This is a genomic window from Sulfitobacter undariae (assembly GCF_014196805.1).
In the GTDB taxonomy this organism is placed as follows: Bacteria; Pseudomonadota; Alphaproteobacteria; order Rhodobacterales; family Rhodobacteraceae; genus Sulfitobacter; species Sulfitobacter undariae.
In genome coordinates, this window is sequence record NZ_JACIEI010000003.1 from 224,147 (window position 1) to 239,810 (window position 15,664).

The following is a 15,664-nucleotide window of genomic DNA, read 5'->3' on the forward strand; positions in this document are numbered from 1 at the left end:
GCGAATGCAGAATTCTCATATGGTATGGCTGGTGGTCGGTTGATAGGCGGATTGCGGCGGGTTTTTAGGCGCACAAAGCTAAGTCCCTTTGTGGCGACCGCTGGTGGGGTGCAAAGGCCCGCGCATGAAGCGTAGGCCTTTGATTTCATGTGGATCGTTTAGATGGCAGAGCAGCTGGAGACCAAATCTTCGTAGCGGCCTGTGATCCAGCCCAAAGCCTGATCAGGGTCGGAGTTTTGAATTTTATCCGAGAAGCGGCCAAACACGATGGCAGAGCGGCTTTCGTCAACCATGGTGAATTGTTGGCCCGTCATGACGGTTGAATAGACAAAGAAGCCAATGGCCACCAGCAAGACGCCGCGCGCCACACCAAAGATAAAGCCTGCTGCCTGATCAAAACCACCCAGAATGGAGCGTTGTACAAGCGAGGAAAACAGCGGCGTGAACAAAGATACGACAATCAATGTGACAGCCAGTACCAAGGTGAAGGCACCGATGATGGACAATTCACAGCTATCAGCGAGGAAATCACCAATCACAGGGATTTCGCGGACCAGTGGCTCAACCTGAGGGGCGAAGAGGTACGCAAGTACGGCCGCTGCAACCCAACCCAAAATCGCCATAAGCTCGCGGACGAAACCGCGGCCATAGGCCAGCAGCGCTGACATCACAATGACCAACGCCACAACGCCGTCAATGATGGTAAAACCTTCCATGCTCGTCTTGCCTTTCTTAGGGGCGCATTAACCTGCGCCGAATATTTCGCCCACAAATGCAGTCAGATCAAACATCGGGCGAAGTGTGATCCCTTCGACGCCGACCGCTTTTCCGCCTTTCGGGGCTATTGCGGACGTAAAACCAAGTTTTTGCGCTTCTTTCAACCTATTTTCGGTTTGCGTCGCAGGTCTTAATGCGCCCGATAGGCTTAGTTCCCCAAAAACAACGGTCTCAGCGGGTAGGGCTGTGTCTTCGCGTGCGCTCAGAAGTGCGCAAGCAACGGCCAGATCGGCAGCGGGTTCGGATATCTTCATGCCGCCAGCCACGTTCAAATAGACATCCAGCCCCGCAAAAGGAATCCCGCAGCGGGCCTCCAGTACGGCGAGGATCATCGCCAGCCGGCCCCCGTCCCAGCCGACAACAGTGCGGCGCGGTTGCGAATGGGGTGACGGGGCGACCAGCGCTTGGATTTCAACCAGCACGGGGCGGGTGCCCTCGATACCTGCAAAAACCACGGACCCAGCAGAGGGTTGACCGCGTTCGGAGAGAAACAAGGCAGAGGGATTTGTGACTTCGGCCAAGCCACGGCCCGTCATCTCAAACACACCGATCTCATCGGCAGGACCAAAACGGTTTTTGACAGACCGCAGGATGCGAAACGGGTGACCGCGTTCGCCCTCGAAATAAAGTACGGTATCGACCATATGCTCGACCACACGAGGACCAGCAATCTGACCCTCTTTGGTGACATGTCCCACCAGCACAACAGAGGTGCCTGTGCGTTTGGCAAAGGATGTCAGCTCATGCGAGGCGGCGCGTACTTGGCTGACAGAGCCCGGCGCGCTCTCGACGTTGTCGGCCCACATGGTCTGGATGGAATCGATGATGGCCAGTTGCGGGCGTTCTTTGTCCAGCGTTGTCAGGATGTCGCGCAGGTTGGTTTCTGCGCCCAGTTTGACGGCAGCCTCTGACAGGCCAAGACGCTGTGCGCGCATACGCACCTGCGCCGAGGCTTCCTCGCCGGAGATATAGACAACTTTCAGGCCATTGTTTGCAAAGGCAGCAGCGGCTTGCAGCAACAGCGTAGATTTCCCGATGCCCGGGTCACCGCCCACCAGAATGGCCGATGCCGCAACCAACCCACCGCCCAAGACGCGGTCCAATTCACCCAAGCCCGAAAGGGTGCGGGGCGGTGGCGCTTCTTCGGTGGCGAGGTCCATCAGCATCATAGCGGACCCGCGCCGTGCGCCCAGCGATTTGGATGGGGGGCCTGCGCTTATGCCTATATCTTCTTGAATAGAGTTCCATTCGCCGCAATTATCACAGCGACCCGACCATTTTGGGAAGGTTGCTGCGCATTTGGTGCAGGAGAAGTTTTTGACCGGTTTTGCCATGCTGCGGCGATAGCAGCCTATCGTGCATGGGATCAATGGAAAACAATTGAAAGGGGTGTTTGTTATGCGAATGATTGGAATGGTGATTGCGTTTTTACTGGCTGCGACTGTGGCAATGGCGCAGGATTATACGGTTAAAAATACGTCTGACGGATATTTAAACCTGCGGAGTGGACCGGGGACATCTTATGATATCCAGCAGCGGCTTTATCCGGGCATGACCGTGCGCTGGATCGGCGAGCGTGGAAACTGGCTGAGGGTCAGGTTACAGGACGGGCGCACAGGATGGGCCTCTGCCAAGTTCCTGAAACAGGCTAAAGAATTAACTGGGAATGTGAATTACATACAGCCAACCTCAGACGGTTTTTTGAACCTGCGTTCGGGGCCAGGGACGAAGTATCGTGTTAAAGGTGAGCTCTATACTGGTGAAGAAGTATCTTTGATCGGAAGAAACGGGAATTGGACAAAGGTACGCAGCCGCAAATTCGGGTTGGGCTGGGTATATTCCAAATATATCGGTTACGATCCCGTCTATTAAGCACAGCGATGGCAGGGTCAGCATGAACTTGGCGTTGTGATACGGGCAGGTCTTGGGGTAACAGGGGCGCAAGATGGGCCACTCCCGAGCCTGCACGTTGGAAAGCGCCTAGTTTATGTCTGAACCCTCAATGAAAATGGTTCTGGTAACCCCTGAAATCCCCTTCAACACAGGGGCCATCGGGCGGACTTGTGTGGCGCTAAATCTGGAGCTGATCCTGATCAAGCCCCTTGGTTTTTTGCTGGATGAAAAATCCGTGCGCCGTGCGGGGACAGATTATTGGAAACACGTTAATCTGACACAATATGACGATTGGCAGAGCTTTCTTGAGGCGCGCAAACCGGCGCGTGACAGCATGTACTTCTTTGAAGAACACGGCGCACAGAGCATTTATGAGCCTGAGTTCAAAAAAGACGCCTATCTGGTTTTCGGATGTGAATCCGCAGGTTTACCGCGCAGCGTGTTGGACGGGATGGATGACCGTGTATTCCATCTGCCGATGCTGAATCCGGTTGTTCGGTCACTGAACTTGGCGAATGTTGCGACGGCTGTGGTCTATCAGGCTTTGCGGACGCAGTTGAGCGGCTGATTGCGCTTATTCCGCGGCTTTGGGTAGCTCATACAGGCTATTGTCCAGTGCAGTGCTGTCGATTTCCAGCGCCTCGCGAGGCACTTCGGGTTCAAAATGCACGGTGGTTTCGCGGCCCAGTTGCGGCAAAATCTCGTTCATTTCTTCGGTTAGACGCGCCAACTGCGCTGCTGCCACGCTCTCCTCCAGTTCAACCTCATGCAGCCAATGCTTCATCTCGGTCGAAATTGCCTTGGCCTGATCAAGGCGGTCATTGAATTGAGTGATCTCTTGTTGGCGCTGCTTGAGAAAGTCCCGTGCGCGGCCAATTTTCTCATCTGAGTAAACCTCAGCCAATTCTCGGCTGATATGGCTCATTTGTGCTGCGGTTTCCAGCAGGGCAGGTTCAAGCGTACTCAGATCAGGGTGATCACGCAGATAGGCCAGACGCTCACGCACGGCGTCAAACTCTGAACTCAGTTGAAATGTGCGGCCACGGTCCGCCGCATGGACGGCACCATAAGCACGCGCAACGTCATCCATGGAGACGGTAAAGTGGCGGTGAGAATTCTCAAGCCGCATAATGCGTGCATTGGCAGGCAGGAAAAAACAAATGCCAGCGGCTAGAACGGTTGCTATGATTTGCACATACATGCCAGCATTTTCGAGAGGTTGATCCCCGAAATTCAGCGAGATTTCAACCCACGGCCAATATCCCAATGCGGCCATGATGGTGGCAGTTGTCAATGCGGCAGCAAGGGCGGCAAAAAACAGCAACGCCAAGCGCTGCATCAAATACTGGATGACAAAGCCCACGGCTTTTAAGTGCTGCATGTTTCTTCCCCCGAAGAGCTTTGGGCAAAATATCGCTCAAAACCGCATGGGGTGAGGGTAGAGGGCTGCTCGGGGCTTGCAAAGGAAAATTTGTCTTAAATTAGGTGCAGGAAACCGCCATTGTAGTTCATTCGGCAGCTAATCCTCTAGTTTGACGGGTCTTTGTTGAGTTTTCCAGCTGATGAACAAAGAGGCAAGGATGCAAAAGGTGAAGAGGTACAGACCCCAAGCAACTTCGATTCTCCCCACGCCGATTCCTTTTGTGAGGGTAATATAGAGGGCAATCAGAAAGATATCGGCCATTGCCAGCTTGCCCATTACCTCAAGTACTTTTTCAACACGTGGATTGAGTAAATCAAAGTGGATCAGCGCAAGGCCGATGGTTTTGAGGTAGGGGGCAAAAAGCGCAAACAGGGTGACAACCAAACCCAGAAAAATGTCTGAAGCCCAAAGAGATTGCAGGCCCGTCATCACCGAAATTTCGCTTAGGCCAAAAAACGGCAGCAACCCCGCACGCATCAAGGGGGCAAACCATGCGATGGGATATAACACCAGCAACAGCAGGTTCATGCTGCGCAACAGTATCATGTGCGCCAGTCGCGGCTGTATCGTGCGCCAAGGTTTGTCAGGATTTCATATCCAATGGTGCCAGCAAAACCTGCGACAGCATCTACTGATTGATGTTTGCCGATCAGTTGCAAGCTTTCGGGGGTTTCCGGCAAGTCGGTGATATCCACAGTCATCAGGTCCATCGACACCCGCCCGATCAGCGGCACGGCAATATCACCTGCGTGCAATATCGCCTTTGCTCCCATGGCGCGGATCAAGCCATCGGCATAACCCGCAGAAATAGTTGCAACGCGGGAGGGCCGCTGTGCGGTCCAAGCGTTTGAATAGCCGACAGTTTCACCTGTCATGACGTCGCGGGTTTGGATGACGGGGATATCCAGTGTGACCACAGGCAGGGCGTCCGTAAACGGCAATCCACCGTACAGCCCGATACCGGGGCGGATTAAATCAAAGTGATAATCAGGCCCCAATAGCGTGCCGCCCGTGGCAGAGAGCGAACGCGGCACATCCAGACCTTCGGTCATATCCTCAAAGGAAAGGCGTTGGGCTTCGTTCATCGGGTGATCGGGTTCATCCGAGCAGGCAAGGTGTGACATGATCAGCGTCGGTTTTTGCGCCAAAGCAATATCACGCAACGCAGACCATTCGGCAGGTTCCATGCCCAGACGGTTCATACCTGTGTCCAGCTGGATGCCAAAGGGATGGCCGGGCAGGGCCTCAACATGGCGCAGCATTTGATCCAGAGAATTAATGATGGGGGTCAGATTAGCGCTGGCGATGGCCTGTGCATCGCCTGCCATATGCCCCGCAAAGACAGAGATCACAGGCCCGTTCCCCAATGCACGGCGCAGGGCCACACCTTCCTCAACGACGGCAACAAAAAACTGCCGTGCGCCTTGGGCCGCAAGGTGGTTCGCAACGCGTCCCGCATCCAGCCCATAGGCATCGGCCTTTACCACTGCTGCGGTTTCGACTTGTGAAATTTTGCCCAATGCGCGCCAGTTGGCGGTGATGGCGTTCAGGTCAATGGTTAGATGTGCTGTGCTCATGGTGTGTTTTTGACACTTTAACCAGTGGCGTCAAGATCATGCGCGAAGGTGAAACGGGAATTGCCGCTCTGCAATCGAAAAGGCCGCATAAAAATCATGCGGCCTTTGGTGGGCTGATCAATACTCTGGTTCGCTTTCGCCGTTTTGCCACGCCTTGGCGAGGTTGCCAAAACGGGTAAAGCGCCCTTCAAAGCTCAGCTCAACTGTACCGATGGGCCCGTGGCGCTGTTTACCAATCACCACTTCGGCGCGGCCATGTAGGCGTTCCATCTCTTCTTGCCACACGGCCATTTTGTCTAACTCATGATCACCGGGCTTTTCACGTTCTTTATAATATTCCTCACGGAACACGAACATAACCACATCCGCATCCTGTTCGATCGAGCCTGATTCACGAAGGTCAGACAGTTGCGGGCGTTTATCTTCGCGGTTTTCCACCTGACGCGAGAGCTGGGACAGGGCGATCACGGGGATATGCAGTTCTTTTGCAATGGCTTTGAGGCCCATCGTGATCTCGGAAATCTCGTTCACGCGGTTTTCGCTTTTGCCCGTACCACGGACAAGCTGGAGATAGTCGATGATCAGCACATCAAGCCCGTGTGTCCGTTTCAGGCGGCGCGCACGTGCGGCAAGCTGGGAAATCGGCAGGGCAGGTGTGTCATCAATGTAGAGCGGGCAGGCTTCCAGTGCTTTGGCGGCATCAACAAAGCGGCGGAACTCGGATTCGGTCATGTCGCCCGAACGAATCTGTTGTGACGGGATCTCAGATGCTTCGGAAAGGATACGCGCAGCAAGCTGCTCGGCGCTCATCTCCAGCGAATAGAAACCGACAACGCCGCCATCGATGGCCCCCTCTGTGCCATCGGCCAACTGCCCACGCTTATAGGCTTTGGCCACGTTGAACGCGATGTTCGTCGCAAGCGAGGTTTTCCCCATTGAGGGACGACCGGCGAGGATCAAAAGGTCGGACGGGTGCAAACCGCCCAGTTTCTTATCCATGTCAATCAGACCCGTCGAGACACCAGAGAGTCCACCGTCGCGCTGATAGGCGGCGTTGGCCACGTTGACCGCATCTGTTACCGCTTTGAGAAAGCTCTGAAATCCGCTTTCGGTCTGGCCTTGTTCGGCTAGTTTATACAGCGCTTGTTCTGCTTCGACGATTTGTTCACGTGGCTCGTTTGCTACGTCGACAACGGCGGCTTTGGCAGAAATATCGCGCCCGAGTGTGATAAGATCACGGCGCACGGCCAAATCGTAGATCATCTGCGCATAATCGCGCACAGCAAAGGCGGAAATGGCAGCGCCTGCCAGACGCGCCAGATAAGTCGGGCCGCCCAGTTCCTGTAGCCCTTCGTCATCTTCCATAAACGCCTTAAGCGTTACAGGGCTGGCGAGGTTGTTTTTGGCAATACGGGCAGCGGAAATCTCAAAAATGCGCGCATGAACGGGATCGTAAAAATGCTTTGGCCCGATGATGGAGGCAACACGGTCATAAATATCGTTGTTGGTAAGGATCGCACCCAGAAGCTGCTGTTCAGCCTCAATGGAGTGGGGCATGGTTTCGGCGGCCTGAACGGCGATACCTGTGGTGTTCAGTGATGATATTTCGTTCATGGCGAGCCCCTTGTTACCCGCTGTTGTGATAGCGAAGGGGGGCAGGCTGCGCAAATTGTATGTTTTTGTGGATAAATCTCGGCGGATGCCCGCGTGGCTATATCTAGTGTTTTGCCACGCAGGTGCGCCTGTATCTGGTATCAGCCTTTGCGGGCTTCTTGCCATTCACGAGGAGATTTGAGAAATTTTTCTACCTCGTTCAATGTCGCCTCTGGGAAGGCTGCCTGTGCTTTGGCTTCGGCCAGAACATCCCACCATGTGCACAGGTGGTGCAGTGCCACACCGTGGTCACCCAAGGTCTTTTCCGTTTCAGGGAAAATGTCGTAATAGAAAATGACAGCCGTATGGCCACAGGTTGCCCCTGTCTCGCGGATCGCATCGACAAAGCTGAGCTTGGAGCCGCCATCGGTGGTCAGGTCTTCGACCAAAAGCACGCGCTGGCCTTCGGACATATCGCCCTCAATACGGGCGTTGCGGCCATAGCCTTTGGGCTTTTTGCGCACATAGGTCATGGGCAGGGCCATACGTTCAGCGACAAGAGCGGCAAAAGGGATGCCTGCGGTTTCTCCACCAGCGATGTTGTCAAACGCCTCAAACCCCGCGTTGCGCATGACTGTGATGGTTAGGAAATCCATCAAGGTTGAGCGGATGCGCGGATAGCTGATCAGCTTGCGACAGTCGATATAGCTGGGCGATGGCAGGCCGGATGCCAGCGTATAGGGCGTATCGGTGTTAAAGTTTACTGCACCGATTTCCAGCAACATGCGGGCAGTCAGGCGGGCGATTTCGGAGGCATCAGGGTAGGTCGTGGGGATCATGTCGGACGGTCCTTGGAGTGACAGCAGCGGATTGAGATAAAATAGCGCCGGACAGCGGTTAGACTGTCCAGTTTAGCGGCATGGCGGGGTCAAAGATGGTGACAGGGCCTTCAGGCGTGTCCACATGGCTGGGATATTCAGGCGCATTGCGCGACAGGGTGAGCGTCGCCTCGTTTGGGGCCAAACCGTAAAATGCCGGGCCGTTAAGCGATGTGAAGGCTTCGAGTTTGTCCAGCGCGTTATCCTGCTCAAATACTTCGGCTAGAATGGCCATCGTATTGGGCGCGGTAAAGCACCCCGCGCAGCCGCACGGCAGCAATTTGTTAGCATCTGTGTGCGGTGCGGAATCAGTGCCAAGGAAGAAGCGGGCATCGCCAGAAGTAGCCGCATCGCGCAGAGCGAGGCGGTGTTCTTCGCGTTTGGCAACGGGTAGGCAATAGTAATGTGGTTTGATGCCGCCGACGAGGATGTGATTGCGGTTGATCACCAGATGATGCGTTGTGATGGTCGCACCGAGGTTCGTATCATTGGCACGCACATAATCCACAGCATTGGAGGTGGTGATATGCTCCATGATCACGCGCAGCTCTGGGTGGTCGCGGCGGATCGGGTCAAGGACACGGTCAATGAAAACGGATTCGCGGTCGAAGATATCAATGTCTGCGTCAGTGACTTCGCCGTGCATACATAATGGCAGGCCGATTTCTGCCATTTTTTCCAGTACTTTAGATACGTTGCTAAAGTTGGCAACGCCTGAGGCGGAATTGGTTGTCGCGCCTGCGGGGTAGAGCTTTACAGCCTTAACAAGACCTTCGGCATGGGCGGCCGCGACGTCTGCCGGATCGGTGTTCTCGGTCAGATACAACGTCATTAGCGGCGTGAAATCATCGCCCTCAGGTACTGCGGCTAGGATGCGGTCGCGGTATGCGCGGGCATCATTGGCTGTGACCACGGGCGGCACCAGATTGGGCATGATGATCGCACGGGCGAAGTGGCGGGAGGTGTGAGGAAGCACGGCGCGCAGCATATCGCCGTCGCGCAGGTGCAGGTGCCAGTCGTCTGGACGGCGGATCGTGAGCTTTTGTGTCATGCCAGCGTGCTAGCACGCAAGGGCAGGCCGCGCTAGTCGTCTTTGTCGGGCGGGGGCCTACTTAGTCTTCACTCAGATCCATGGATTTCTGCAGGCTTTCTAGACGATTTTTGAAACGGGGCGCGCGCATGCGTGACGAAACATTATGGGCCCAGGCATAGATCAACTGTTTGCGACCACTCCTTTCGAGGGTTTTCAACACGTTGCGCAGGTAGGGCAAGTGCTCACGACGTGCACGCATCATTTTTGCAAAACTCAGATCATCAAGCGTATTTTGCGAGATCGCGAGCAGCAGAGGCTCCAGCTGACCCATCTCTAGTAGGTCGGTTTGAATTGCACTGCCCATATGGCGCATCCGTAGTTTTTGGATGTAGGGGCGGGTGAAAAGGGCCGCGTGCATCGCATCCAGTTGTTCGTTCGGGTCATAGATCACATAGGCTTTGGCAGCACCCTCCAGCATATCGGGTGCAAAACCGTACCGCGAAGTGAAATCGGTCCGTCGCATGGTCATAAAGCGATCGTCCCATTCTGTTACACGGGGATCTAACGTTGCTTGGGGCTGAACGGCAAGGATGAGGGCTTCGGGCGAGGCAACAGAGAAAGCGGCAGCGGCGTATGCACAAGGGCCTGCGCCATAGAAAATAACTTGTTCGAAATCGTCAAAGAAACCGTCATCAATCAAGCGGTCAAAGTAGGCGTAGATGTCGGGGTCGCGAAACCATGTATCGCCGTTAGAGGTGATACATAGACTGGACCAATCGTGGCCCAGCATCATTTCCCAACCCAAAGGCTGTGCAAGGGGGGAGAGTGCCGGAATGCCCTGAAGTGTCTCGAAAGAAACCAGAAGTGTGGCAGATTTTTCGACAAAGGCGGCATAATGGCGGTTGCCCAACTTCTCAAAGTAGCCGTTTTCTTCGCAGAGCTCTTCAACAGCGATCAGCCAGTCTGCTGTTTTCATGCCCGCCAGTGATGTCTCGAAATTCAGGCTCTTGTCGACCATTTGCGCGTCCTCAATTATTCGGCCTAGCGTAGATTGCATGCCATTTCAGGCAGCTGGATAGCAAGTGAATAGGGCAGAATTGCGGAGAATTGTCTCATTTTTAAGGCGTGTTTAAGGCCTCTCTGCGTCCAAGGTTTGCATGATGTACCATGAAACGTGCAGCATTATGTGACACAGGCTGGGAAGGGGGATATCCTCGCAGGTACATTGATACAGGCGGCGTTACTGGGATTCCCTAGCTCTCTGTGTCGAGAATAAGGGCATATGCGACACGCTCGGTTGCGGTCAGTTTGAACGCCAGCGCCTCTTTATAGATGTCCGCGAATTCGGGATTTATGTGAAGCTCATCGGCCTTTGCACGATGCCACTGCAAGCCCTTTTTATGCCAGCCGCGCAGTGCGTCATCTTGCATCAGGCGGTTATATTCTAACGTCATGCGAGGTGAATTGCGTTGAATCGTGACGTCCTTGAAATCTGACCAATCCATGCGAATCCAATAGTTAATCCCGATCGAGCGATCCACATGCAGGGCGCGGCCCCGTTGGCGTTTGATCAGGAAACTCTCAGCGGAGCGCAAGGCATAGTGATTTAGTTGCAAAAGATCATAGCCGATGGTCTTTTGGGACGATCTCCAGCCGTTTTCGGCAAGGTCACTTGTCATGTCCATGCCCGACCCGTTGACCCATTTTACTTTCTTTTTGAAATTGTCACGTAGCTTGTTTGGGCGGTGGCATGAGAGTTTTTCATAGGCCCCGATGTTTTTGAAAATGGTTTTGAAACCCCAGACCGTATGCGGTTTGGGGCAGTATTTTGGGGCACAGGTATCAAACTGGTCAATGACCCTGTCGTCGCTCAGCTTGGTTACGCCGTTATGCCCGAACAGCCGCCACGTCATGGCTACATTGGTGGCATCAGGCACGGCGTCAAAGAAATCCTGCACGGTGCCGTTACCACAACGGACATTGATGAATTCATCCACATCGATGTGGGTGATCCATTCGGCGTTTTTGATCAGAGGTTCTTCTTGGGCTAGGTTCAAGGCGTGTTGCTGGGGCGAGTTTCCTGTCCATCCGTCATTGTTGCGATGTTGAAGAATACCCATGTCTTGCAACCGGTCCAGAATTTCGCTGGTCCCGTCTTCGCAACCGTTTGTATAGATGAGAAAATTATCGATCCCTATCGCGCGGTGATAAGCGACCCATTCGACAATATAGGGGGCTTCGTTTTTCATACATCCGACAATCACATTGCCGGAGTTGCCTTCGGGTAGTTTGCGCGGGGGCATCGGCGTGTAAGGGGCGGATAGTGTGGTTTCATCAACCGTGCCCATTTCGTTGTGCGGAGCGAAGGGGGAATTGCGCAGCTTTTCGACCTTTTTAGGCTTCAAAGGAGGCATCTGCTTGCGCGTGGTGCTCTTCTCCCCGTTTTGGTCGCGGCGGGGCGTCACATCTGCTGGTGCGCTTGCCGTAGGGGCCAGATCATCGCCTTGTTTAGATCTTTCTTCACGGGCGGCTTTGTTGATACGCCACATAAGCCCAAGCAGGTATTGCGAGGGGCGAAAGCCATAGAGCGGATCGGCTTCGGTCCAGCTCTCATTCGGAGTCGGGGCACTGGCTGGAGGGTGGAATGTGTGGGCGTTCAACCCTGAATGCTGCTTGAGCAAGGTTTCATAGCCTTGTGCAAAATACCGGGTAATCGGGCCCAAGCTGGCCAAATCAAGAGGCGGGCCTTCTACTGCTATTTCTTGCACAAATCCGCGCCATAGTTTGCGGGGCAGGGTATGCTGGCCGTTGGCAAGTACCTTTAGGATCAGGGCATTTAACTGCCGGCCCCGCGTCAGGGCGGCAGCGCTCATCGGGGTGGGGAGTGAGGTCGCCGCGGCTTTGCCCAGAGGCTCTTTGATGTCAAAGGCGCGTGCGATGTCTTCTGTCACATCAGGTGTGGTAAAACGATCTTCGTCATAGCTGTGGAGTGCGACGTTGCCTTTACCAAATGTGCCTTCCCAGAACGTCACCAATGCAGGTAAGTCCAGCCAGTGAATAGGGGATTGGGTCTCTGCAAAAACGCCCCTTTCCGGGGTGATCTGTGGGCAGGCTTCCAAGGCGGCTTGCCACCAGTCACTTTGTGTTACCAGATCGAATTCGGCCTGTAAGCTGAGGCCGCGCCCCCGCAAAATTTGTGTAGCATAGGCACGTGACAGCATACGTGCAGGCGAATCAACATGAGCAATCACGCGGATGTCTTTGGACAAAGGGGCAAGCATGGCACGTAAACGTTCAAGCTCGGATGTGGTGCGCAAGCTGTTGCCGAGGTCCGCACATGACAGGATCAGTGTGTCAGGTTTTTTGTTTTCAACCTCGCGGGCCAAACCCGCGACAACAGAGGCACGCAGCGTTTCTTGTTTTTGCGGTGTAACATATCCACGGCTATAACGAAGATGGTCTATATGATCTGGGTCTGTAGCAGCAATGAACAAACGTGCATGGTTTTTAACGCCGGGGCTACGGGCAAATAGAATGCCGCTGCGCTGCAATTGTGCGCGCTTTTCTGCCAGCACAGATTGGACGCGTTCGGCGCCTGTCTCGTCAGGGCCAATGTGAAGGTAAATGCGCATTACTCTGTTCTATATTTTCGGTTCGCGTTGGCGCGCCCCCACCATGGTAACTCTGTACCAAGATGTGCCGCCACGGCGGATTGGGCGCCTGTATCCGAAACGTCATAAGCCAGAAATGACGGGTCACCGGAAAATATAACGTCTAGGTGCGCGTAATGCCCGTCGATCCACTGGATGCGTTCGCGTGAGGTTTCGCCATAGCCCTCGGGCAGGCCGGGAATGCCCGATTTCGGTAACCTATCTGTGCCCAAGTCAGACCACGCCAGCATGGATTGTGACAGGTCCCAACTGTCGCGGCGCGAGGCGACAAAGCGCACGTCGGGGTGGTGTTTGCGAATGGCATCAATCAGAGCGAAATCCATTTGCGGCCACAGGGATTTCCCTTGCCGCAGGCAGCTTAATTCGGTGAGGGCTGTAAAATCCTCAAACAGCGCGCCCGGGTCTCCGCTTTGGAAATACCCCTGATATAGTACATCTGCCACAAAGGCGTCTTTGAGATGCGCCGCGTTGGTCTGGCGTGGACGGATGCGGTGATCTGCGACGAGATACCCAGCAACCTTCAGGGCGTGGGCAAGTGACGTTGTACCGGTTTTAGGTAAGCCAAGGTTCACAACTTTGAGGGTGCTCATACCACTTCCTCCCATAGTCCCAGTTCACGCAGTATCGCCTCTTCTTGCGGCGGAAGTTTGGACGCCGTCCGCAATTGTGTTTGCATGTCACGGTATACCTTTTGTTCCAACAGCGCATCACGGCGTGCGATATGCGCGGCAACACTGGCCTCATGCAAGGTGCCGATGTTGGCTTGCGCCTTGAGGGCGTCCATACGGGCGGTCATTGCAGGCAGGTAGCGGTGGATTGACGTATCCTCCCAAGCGGGATCGTTGCGTTCACGCCAATAGATATCGTCAAACGCGCGATTTTCGCGGTTCACATCGCCACGGTCATTTTTGACCAAATAGCTATCCATACTGCGCAGAGCGTAGTGATTGAGGGTCGCAAACTTCCGCGATCCGGCCGCAGGAAAGCAACGGATGTGGCGTGGCAAGGCGGCGGTAAGGAAACGGTTTGGCACTTTGCGGCCTGCGCCGTCTGTCCATTCGAGGAGCGCGCTGGATTGCACATTGTCCCGAGAAAACGGGCGATGCGCACCGTAGTATTTGAGCGGAAAATCCTGACGGACCAGTGTCTTGACTTCAATCGCTGCTTCGCCGCGCCAGATGTCGGGGTTGTGGCAGTGGGTGAATTGTTTGATCACGGGGCGGTCTTGGAATGTCTCGATATCGTTGTTGGCGAAAAACTGAAAATTTAAACTGATCGCTTGCGGATTACCGCAGGCCTCTATCAATGCAGGCAGGCTGTGATCGCCGACATGGATGTTCGGAAACTCATCGACATCTGCAATCCAGACCCAATCGGCATTGCGCACGATGTCCCGCTTTTTCGCGTCTTTAAGCGCTTCCATCTGGTAATTGCGACCCTCGGCAGGGTTGGGCAGGTGTTGGACATGTTCCAGTTCTTGCAGTGCATTCAGCAGGGTGTCCGTGCCGTCGTCACAATCGTTGGAGTAGAACAGAAAATCTGTGACGCCGATGCATTGGTGATAGGCGATCCACTCCAGCAAAAATGGCCCTTCGTTCTTTACGCATGTAACCGCAGTGATTTTCAGGTCATTTGCCATTGGCCGCTCCATCGGAAGCCGCCGCGCAGTGCTCGGGGTTTAACATTGTCGCCTCATATTTCGGGTCGCAGTGCCATTTAGGCCCGTAACCTCTTAATTACTTACATATACGATGCCACTTTGCGCGAATCCCGTCAATCTACGGACATAAGGGGATGGTATATCGTGACAAATCTATCGGTGACGCCTTGACCGAAACGCGAAGCGGTGGCCTTGTGGGCAGGTCAAATGCTGGGGAGGCGACAGATGACAGATATTTCATCCATAGATGCAGTGCAAAAGATGCTGGCAGATCAAGGCTATGTCTGTAGCCGTGCATTGGGTACGGTTGTTTTCCTAAGTCTGAAGCTGGGCCGCCCGTTGTTTCTGGAGGGGGAAGCAGGTGTTGGGAAAACCGAAATCGCCAAAGCGCTTGCTGCTGCGATGGGACGCCGTTTGATCCGTTTGCAATGTTATGAAGGATTGGACGCTTCGACAGCGGTCTATGAATGGAACTTCGCGGCGCAAATGGTTGCTATTAAAACCGCCGAGGCCACAGGTAGCACAGATCGCGCAGCCCTTAATGCGGAGCTGTTCAGCGAAGATTTTCTGATCGAGCGCCCGTTGTTACAAGCCTTACGTCCCGATGAAAACGGGGCACCTATTTTGTTGATTGATGAATTGGACCGCACGGATGCGCCGTTTGAGGCTTTCCTTCTTGAGGCGCTGAGTGATTTTCAAATTACGATCCCTGAAATGGGCACGATTACAGCGCCCGAGCCGCCTATCGTCATCCTGACGTCCAACCGCACGCGCGAAGTGCATGACGCGCTGAAACGTCGCTGCTTGTATCATTGGGTCGATTACCCTGATTTCGACCGTGAGATGGAGATACTCAATGCCCGTGCGCCTGAAGCCTCAGAAGCGCTGAGCCGGGAAGTGGTTGCATTTGTGCAGCGCCTGCGTACCGAAGACCTGTTCAAAAAACCCGGTGTTGCCGAAACCATTGATTGGGCGAAATGCCTGTTGGCGCTGGACGCTCTGACGCTGAGCCCCGAAGTCATCGCAGACACGCTTGGCGCGGTTTTGAAGTACCAAGATGATATCGCCAAGCTGCAAGGCTCGGAAGCGAAACGGCTGCTAGACGAAGCAAGGGCCAGTTTGGACGCATGAGGCATCTGACCCTATCCCCGCCACCCTA

Annotated in this window: 15 protein-coding genes; 3 read left to right on the top strand and 12 right to left on the bottom strand. The window is 54.5% G+C overall.

All coding sequences use genetic code 11. The features are described 5' to 3' along the window. Nucleotides 1–158 precede the first annotated feature (158 nt). Both GGR95_RS06905 and radA read right to left on the bottom strand, forming a co-directional pair. Complete coding sequence (locus GGR95_RS06905) at nt 159–716, bottom strand: CvpA family protein (RefSeq protein WP_184564164.1); 558 nt, start codon at nt 714–716, stop codon at nt 159–161. A 27-nt stretch (nt 717–743) separates the two neighbouring features. Beyond that, entirely contained in the window at nt 744–2,111 is a 1,368-nt protein-coding gene (gene radA / locus GGR95_RS06910) for a DNA repair protein RadA (RefSeq protein ID WP_184564166.1), read from the bottom strand. 64 nt (nt 2,112–2,175) lie between these two features. On the opposite strand from radA, the gene GGR95_RS06915 reads away from it, so the two are divergent. Both GGR95_RS06915 and GGR95_RS06920 read left to right on the top strand, forming a co-directional pair. Next, the gene (locus tag GGR95_RS06915) at nt 2,176–2,649 is read left to right on the top strand and encodes an SH3 domain-containing protein (RefSeq protein WP_184564168.1); all 474 of its coding nucleotides are present in this window, start codon (nt 2,176–2,178) and stop codon (nt 2,647–2,649) included. A 115-nt stretch (nt 2,650–2,764) separates the two neighbouring features. Continuing rightward, entirely contained in the window at nt 2,765–3,238 is a 474-nt protein-coding gene (locus tag GGR95_RS06920; protein WP_184564170.1) for a tRNA (cytidine(34)-2'-O)-methyltransferase, read from the top strand. Nucleotides 3,239–3,244: 6 nt separating this feature from the next. On the opposite strand, the gene GGR95_RS06925 is transcribed toward GGR95_RS06920, so the two are convergent. From GGR95_RS06925 to GGR95_RS06970, 10 genes are all read right to left on the bottom strand, one after another. Beyond that, on the bottom strand, nt 3,245–4,051 hold the full coding sequence (locus GGR95_RS06925; RefSeq protein ID WP_184564172.1) for a DNA repair protein: 807 nt from the start codon (nt 4,049–4,051) through the stop codon (nt 3,245–3,247). 138 nt (nt 4,052–4,189) lie between these two features. Beyond that, entirely contained in the window at nt 4,190–4,621 is a 432-nt protein-coding gene (locus GGR95_RS06930) for a paraquat-inducible protein A (RefSeq protein ID WP_246423313.1), read from the bottom strand. Between the two features lie 14 nt (nt 4,622–4,635). After that, on the bottom strand, nt 4,636–5,670 hold the full coding sequence (gene alr / locus GGR95_RS06935) for an alanine racemase (RefSeq protein WP_184564176.1): 1,035 nt from the start codon (nt 5,668–5,670) through the stop codon (nt 4,636–4,638). A gap of 117 nt (nt 5,671–5,787) precedes the next feature. Continuing rightward, nucleotides 5,788–7,284 (bottom strand): replicative DNA helicase, encoded by a 1,497-nt coding sequence (locus tag GGR95_RS06940; protein ID WP_184564178.1) that lies wholly within the window; start codon nt 7,282–7,284, stop codon nt 5,788–5,790. Nucleotides 7,285–7,424: 140 nt separating this feature from the next. After that, nucleotides 7,425–8,102, bottom strand: a complete 678-nt coding sequence (locus GGR95_RS06945; RefSeq protein ID WP_184564180.1) for an orotate phosphoribosyltransferase — start codon at nt 8,100–8,102, stop codon at nt 7,425–7,427. 58 nt (nt 8,103–8,160) lie between these two features. Further along, the gene (pyrC, locus tag GGR95_RS06950; protein WP_184564182.1) at nt 8,161–9,192 is read right to left on the bottom strand and encodes a dihydroorotase; all 1,032 of its coding nucleotides are present in this window, start codon (nt 9,190–9,192) and stop codon (nt 8,161–8,163) included. 61 nt (nt 9,193–9,253) lie between these two features. Beyond that, entirely contained in the window at nt 9,254–10,192 is a 939-nt protein-coding gene (locus tag GGR95_RS06955) for a phosphoadenosine phosphosulfate reductase (RefSeq protein WP_184564184.1), read from the bottom strand. A gap of 235 nt (nt 10,193–10,427) precedes the next feature. Beyond that, nucleotides 10,428–12,806, bottom strand: coding sequence for a glycosyltransferase family 2 protein (locus tag GGR95_RS06960; RefSeq protein WP_184564186.1), 2,379 nt, complete (start codon nt 12,804–12,806; stop codon nt 10,428–10,430). Further along, a complete protein-coding gene (locus GGR95_RS06965; protein ID WP_184564188.1) occupies nt 12,806–13,435 on the bottom strand; it encodes a sulfotransferase in 630 nt (209 codons plus the stop codon). The genes GGR95_RS06960 and GGR95_RS06965 overlap by 1 nt, the downstream gene beginning before the upstream one ends. Next, complete coding sequence (locus GGR95_RS06970; protein WP_184564610.1) at nt 13,432–14,472, bottom strand: glycosyltransferase family 2 protein; 1,041 nt, start codon at nt 14,470–14,472, stop codon at nt 13,432–13,434. Before GGR95_RS06970 ends, GGR95_RS06965 begins: the two co-directional genes overlap by 4 nt. Before the next feature lie 258 nt (nt 14,473–14,730). On the opposite strand from GGR95_RS06970, the gene GGR95_RS06975 reads away from it, so the two are divergent. Beyond that, a complete protein-coding gene (locus GGR95_RS06975) occupies nt 14,731–15,636 on the top strand; it encodes an AAA family ATPase (protein ID WP_184564190.1) in 906 nt (301 codons plus the stop codon). Nucleotides 15,637–15,664 lie beyond the last annotated feature (28 nt).

What these genes read in the sequence shown, in the direction of transcription:
- GGR95_RS06905 (WP_184564164.1), bottom strand. Translation starts at nt 716, where the DNA reads ATGGAAGGTTTTACCATCATTGACGGCGTTGTGGCGTTGGTCATTGTG.
- radA (WP_184564166.1), bottom strand. Translation starts at nt 2,111, where the DNA reads ATGGCAAAACCGGTCAAAAACTTCTCCTGCACCAAATGCGCAGCAACC.
- GGR95_RS06915 (WP_184564168.1), top strand. Translation starts at nt 2,176, where the DNA reads ATGCGAATGATTGGAATGGTGATTGCGTTTTTACTGGCTGCGACTGTG.
- GGR95_RS06920 (WP_184564170.1), top strand. Translation starts at nt 2,765, where the DNA reads ATGTCTGAACCCTCAATGAAAATGGTTCTGGTAACCCCTGAAATCCCC.
- GGR95_RS06925 (WP_184564172.1), bottom strand. Translation starts at nt 4,051, where the DNA reads ATGCAGCACTTAAAAGCCGTGGGCTTTGTCATCCAGTATTTGATGCAG.
- GGR95_RS06930 (WP_246423313.1), bottom strand. Translation starts at nt 4,621, where the DNA reads ATGAACCTGCTGTTGCTGGTGTTATATCCCATCGCATGGTTTGCCCCC.
- alr (WP_184564176.1), bottom strand. Translation starts at nt 5,670, where the DNA reads ATGAGCACAGCACATCTAACCATTGACCTGAACGCCATCACCGCCAAC.
- GGR95_RS06940 (WP_184564178.1), bottom strand. Translation starts at nt 7,284, where the DNA reads ATGAACGAAATATCATCACTGAACACCACAGGTATCGCCGTTCAGGCC.
- GGR95_RS06945 (WP_184564180.1), bottom strand. Translation starts at nt 8,102, where the DNA reads ATGATCCCCACGACCTACCCTGATGCCTCCGAAATCGCCCGCCTGACT.
- pyrC (WP_184564182.1), bottom strand. Translation starts at nt 9,192, where the DNA reads ATGACACAAAAGCTCACGATCCGCCGTCCAGACGACTGGCACCTGCAC.
- GGR95_RS06955 (WP_184564184.1), bottom strand. Translation starts at nt 10,192, where the DNA reads ATGGTCGACAAGAGCCTGAATTTCGAGACATCACTGGCGGGCATGAAA.
- GGR95_RS06960 (WP_184564186.1), bottom strand. Translation starts at nt 12,806, where the DNA reads ATGCGCATTTACCTTCACATTGGCCCTGACGAGACAGGCGCCGAACGC.
- GGR95_RS06965 (WP_184564188.1), bottom strand. Translation starts at nt 13,435, where the DNA reads ATGAGCACCCTCAAAGTTGTGAACCTTGGCTTACCTAAAACCGGTACA.
- GGR95_RS06975 (WP_184564190.1), top strand. Translation starts at nt 14,731, where the DNA reads ATGACAGATATTTCATCCATAGATGCAGTGCAAAAGATGCTGGCAGAT.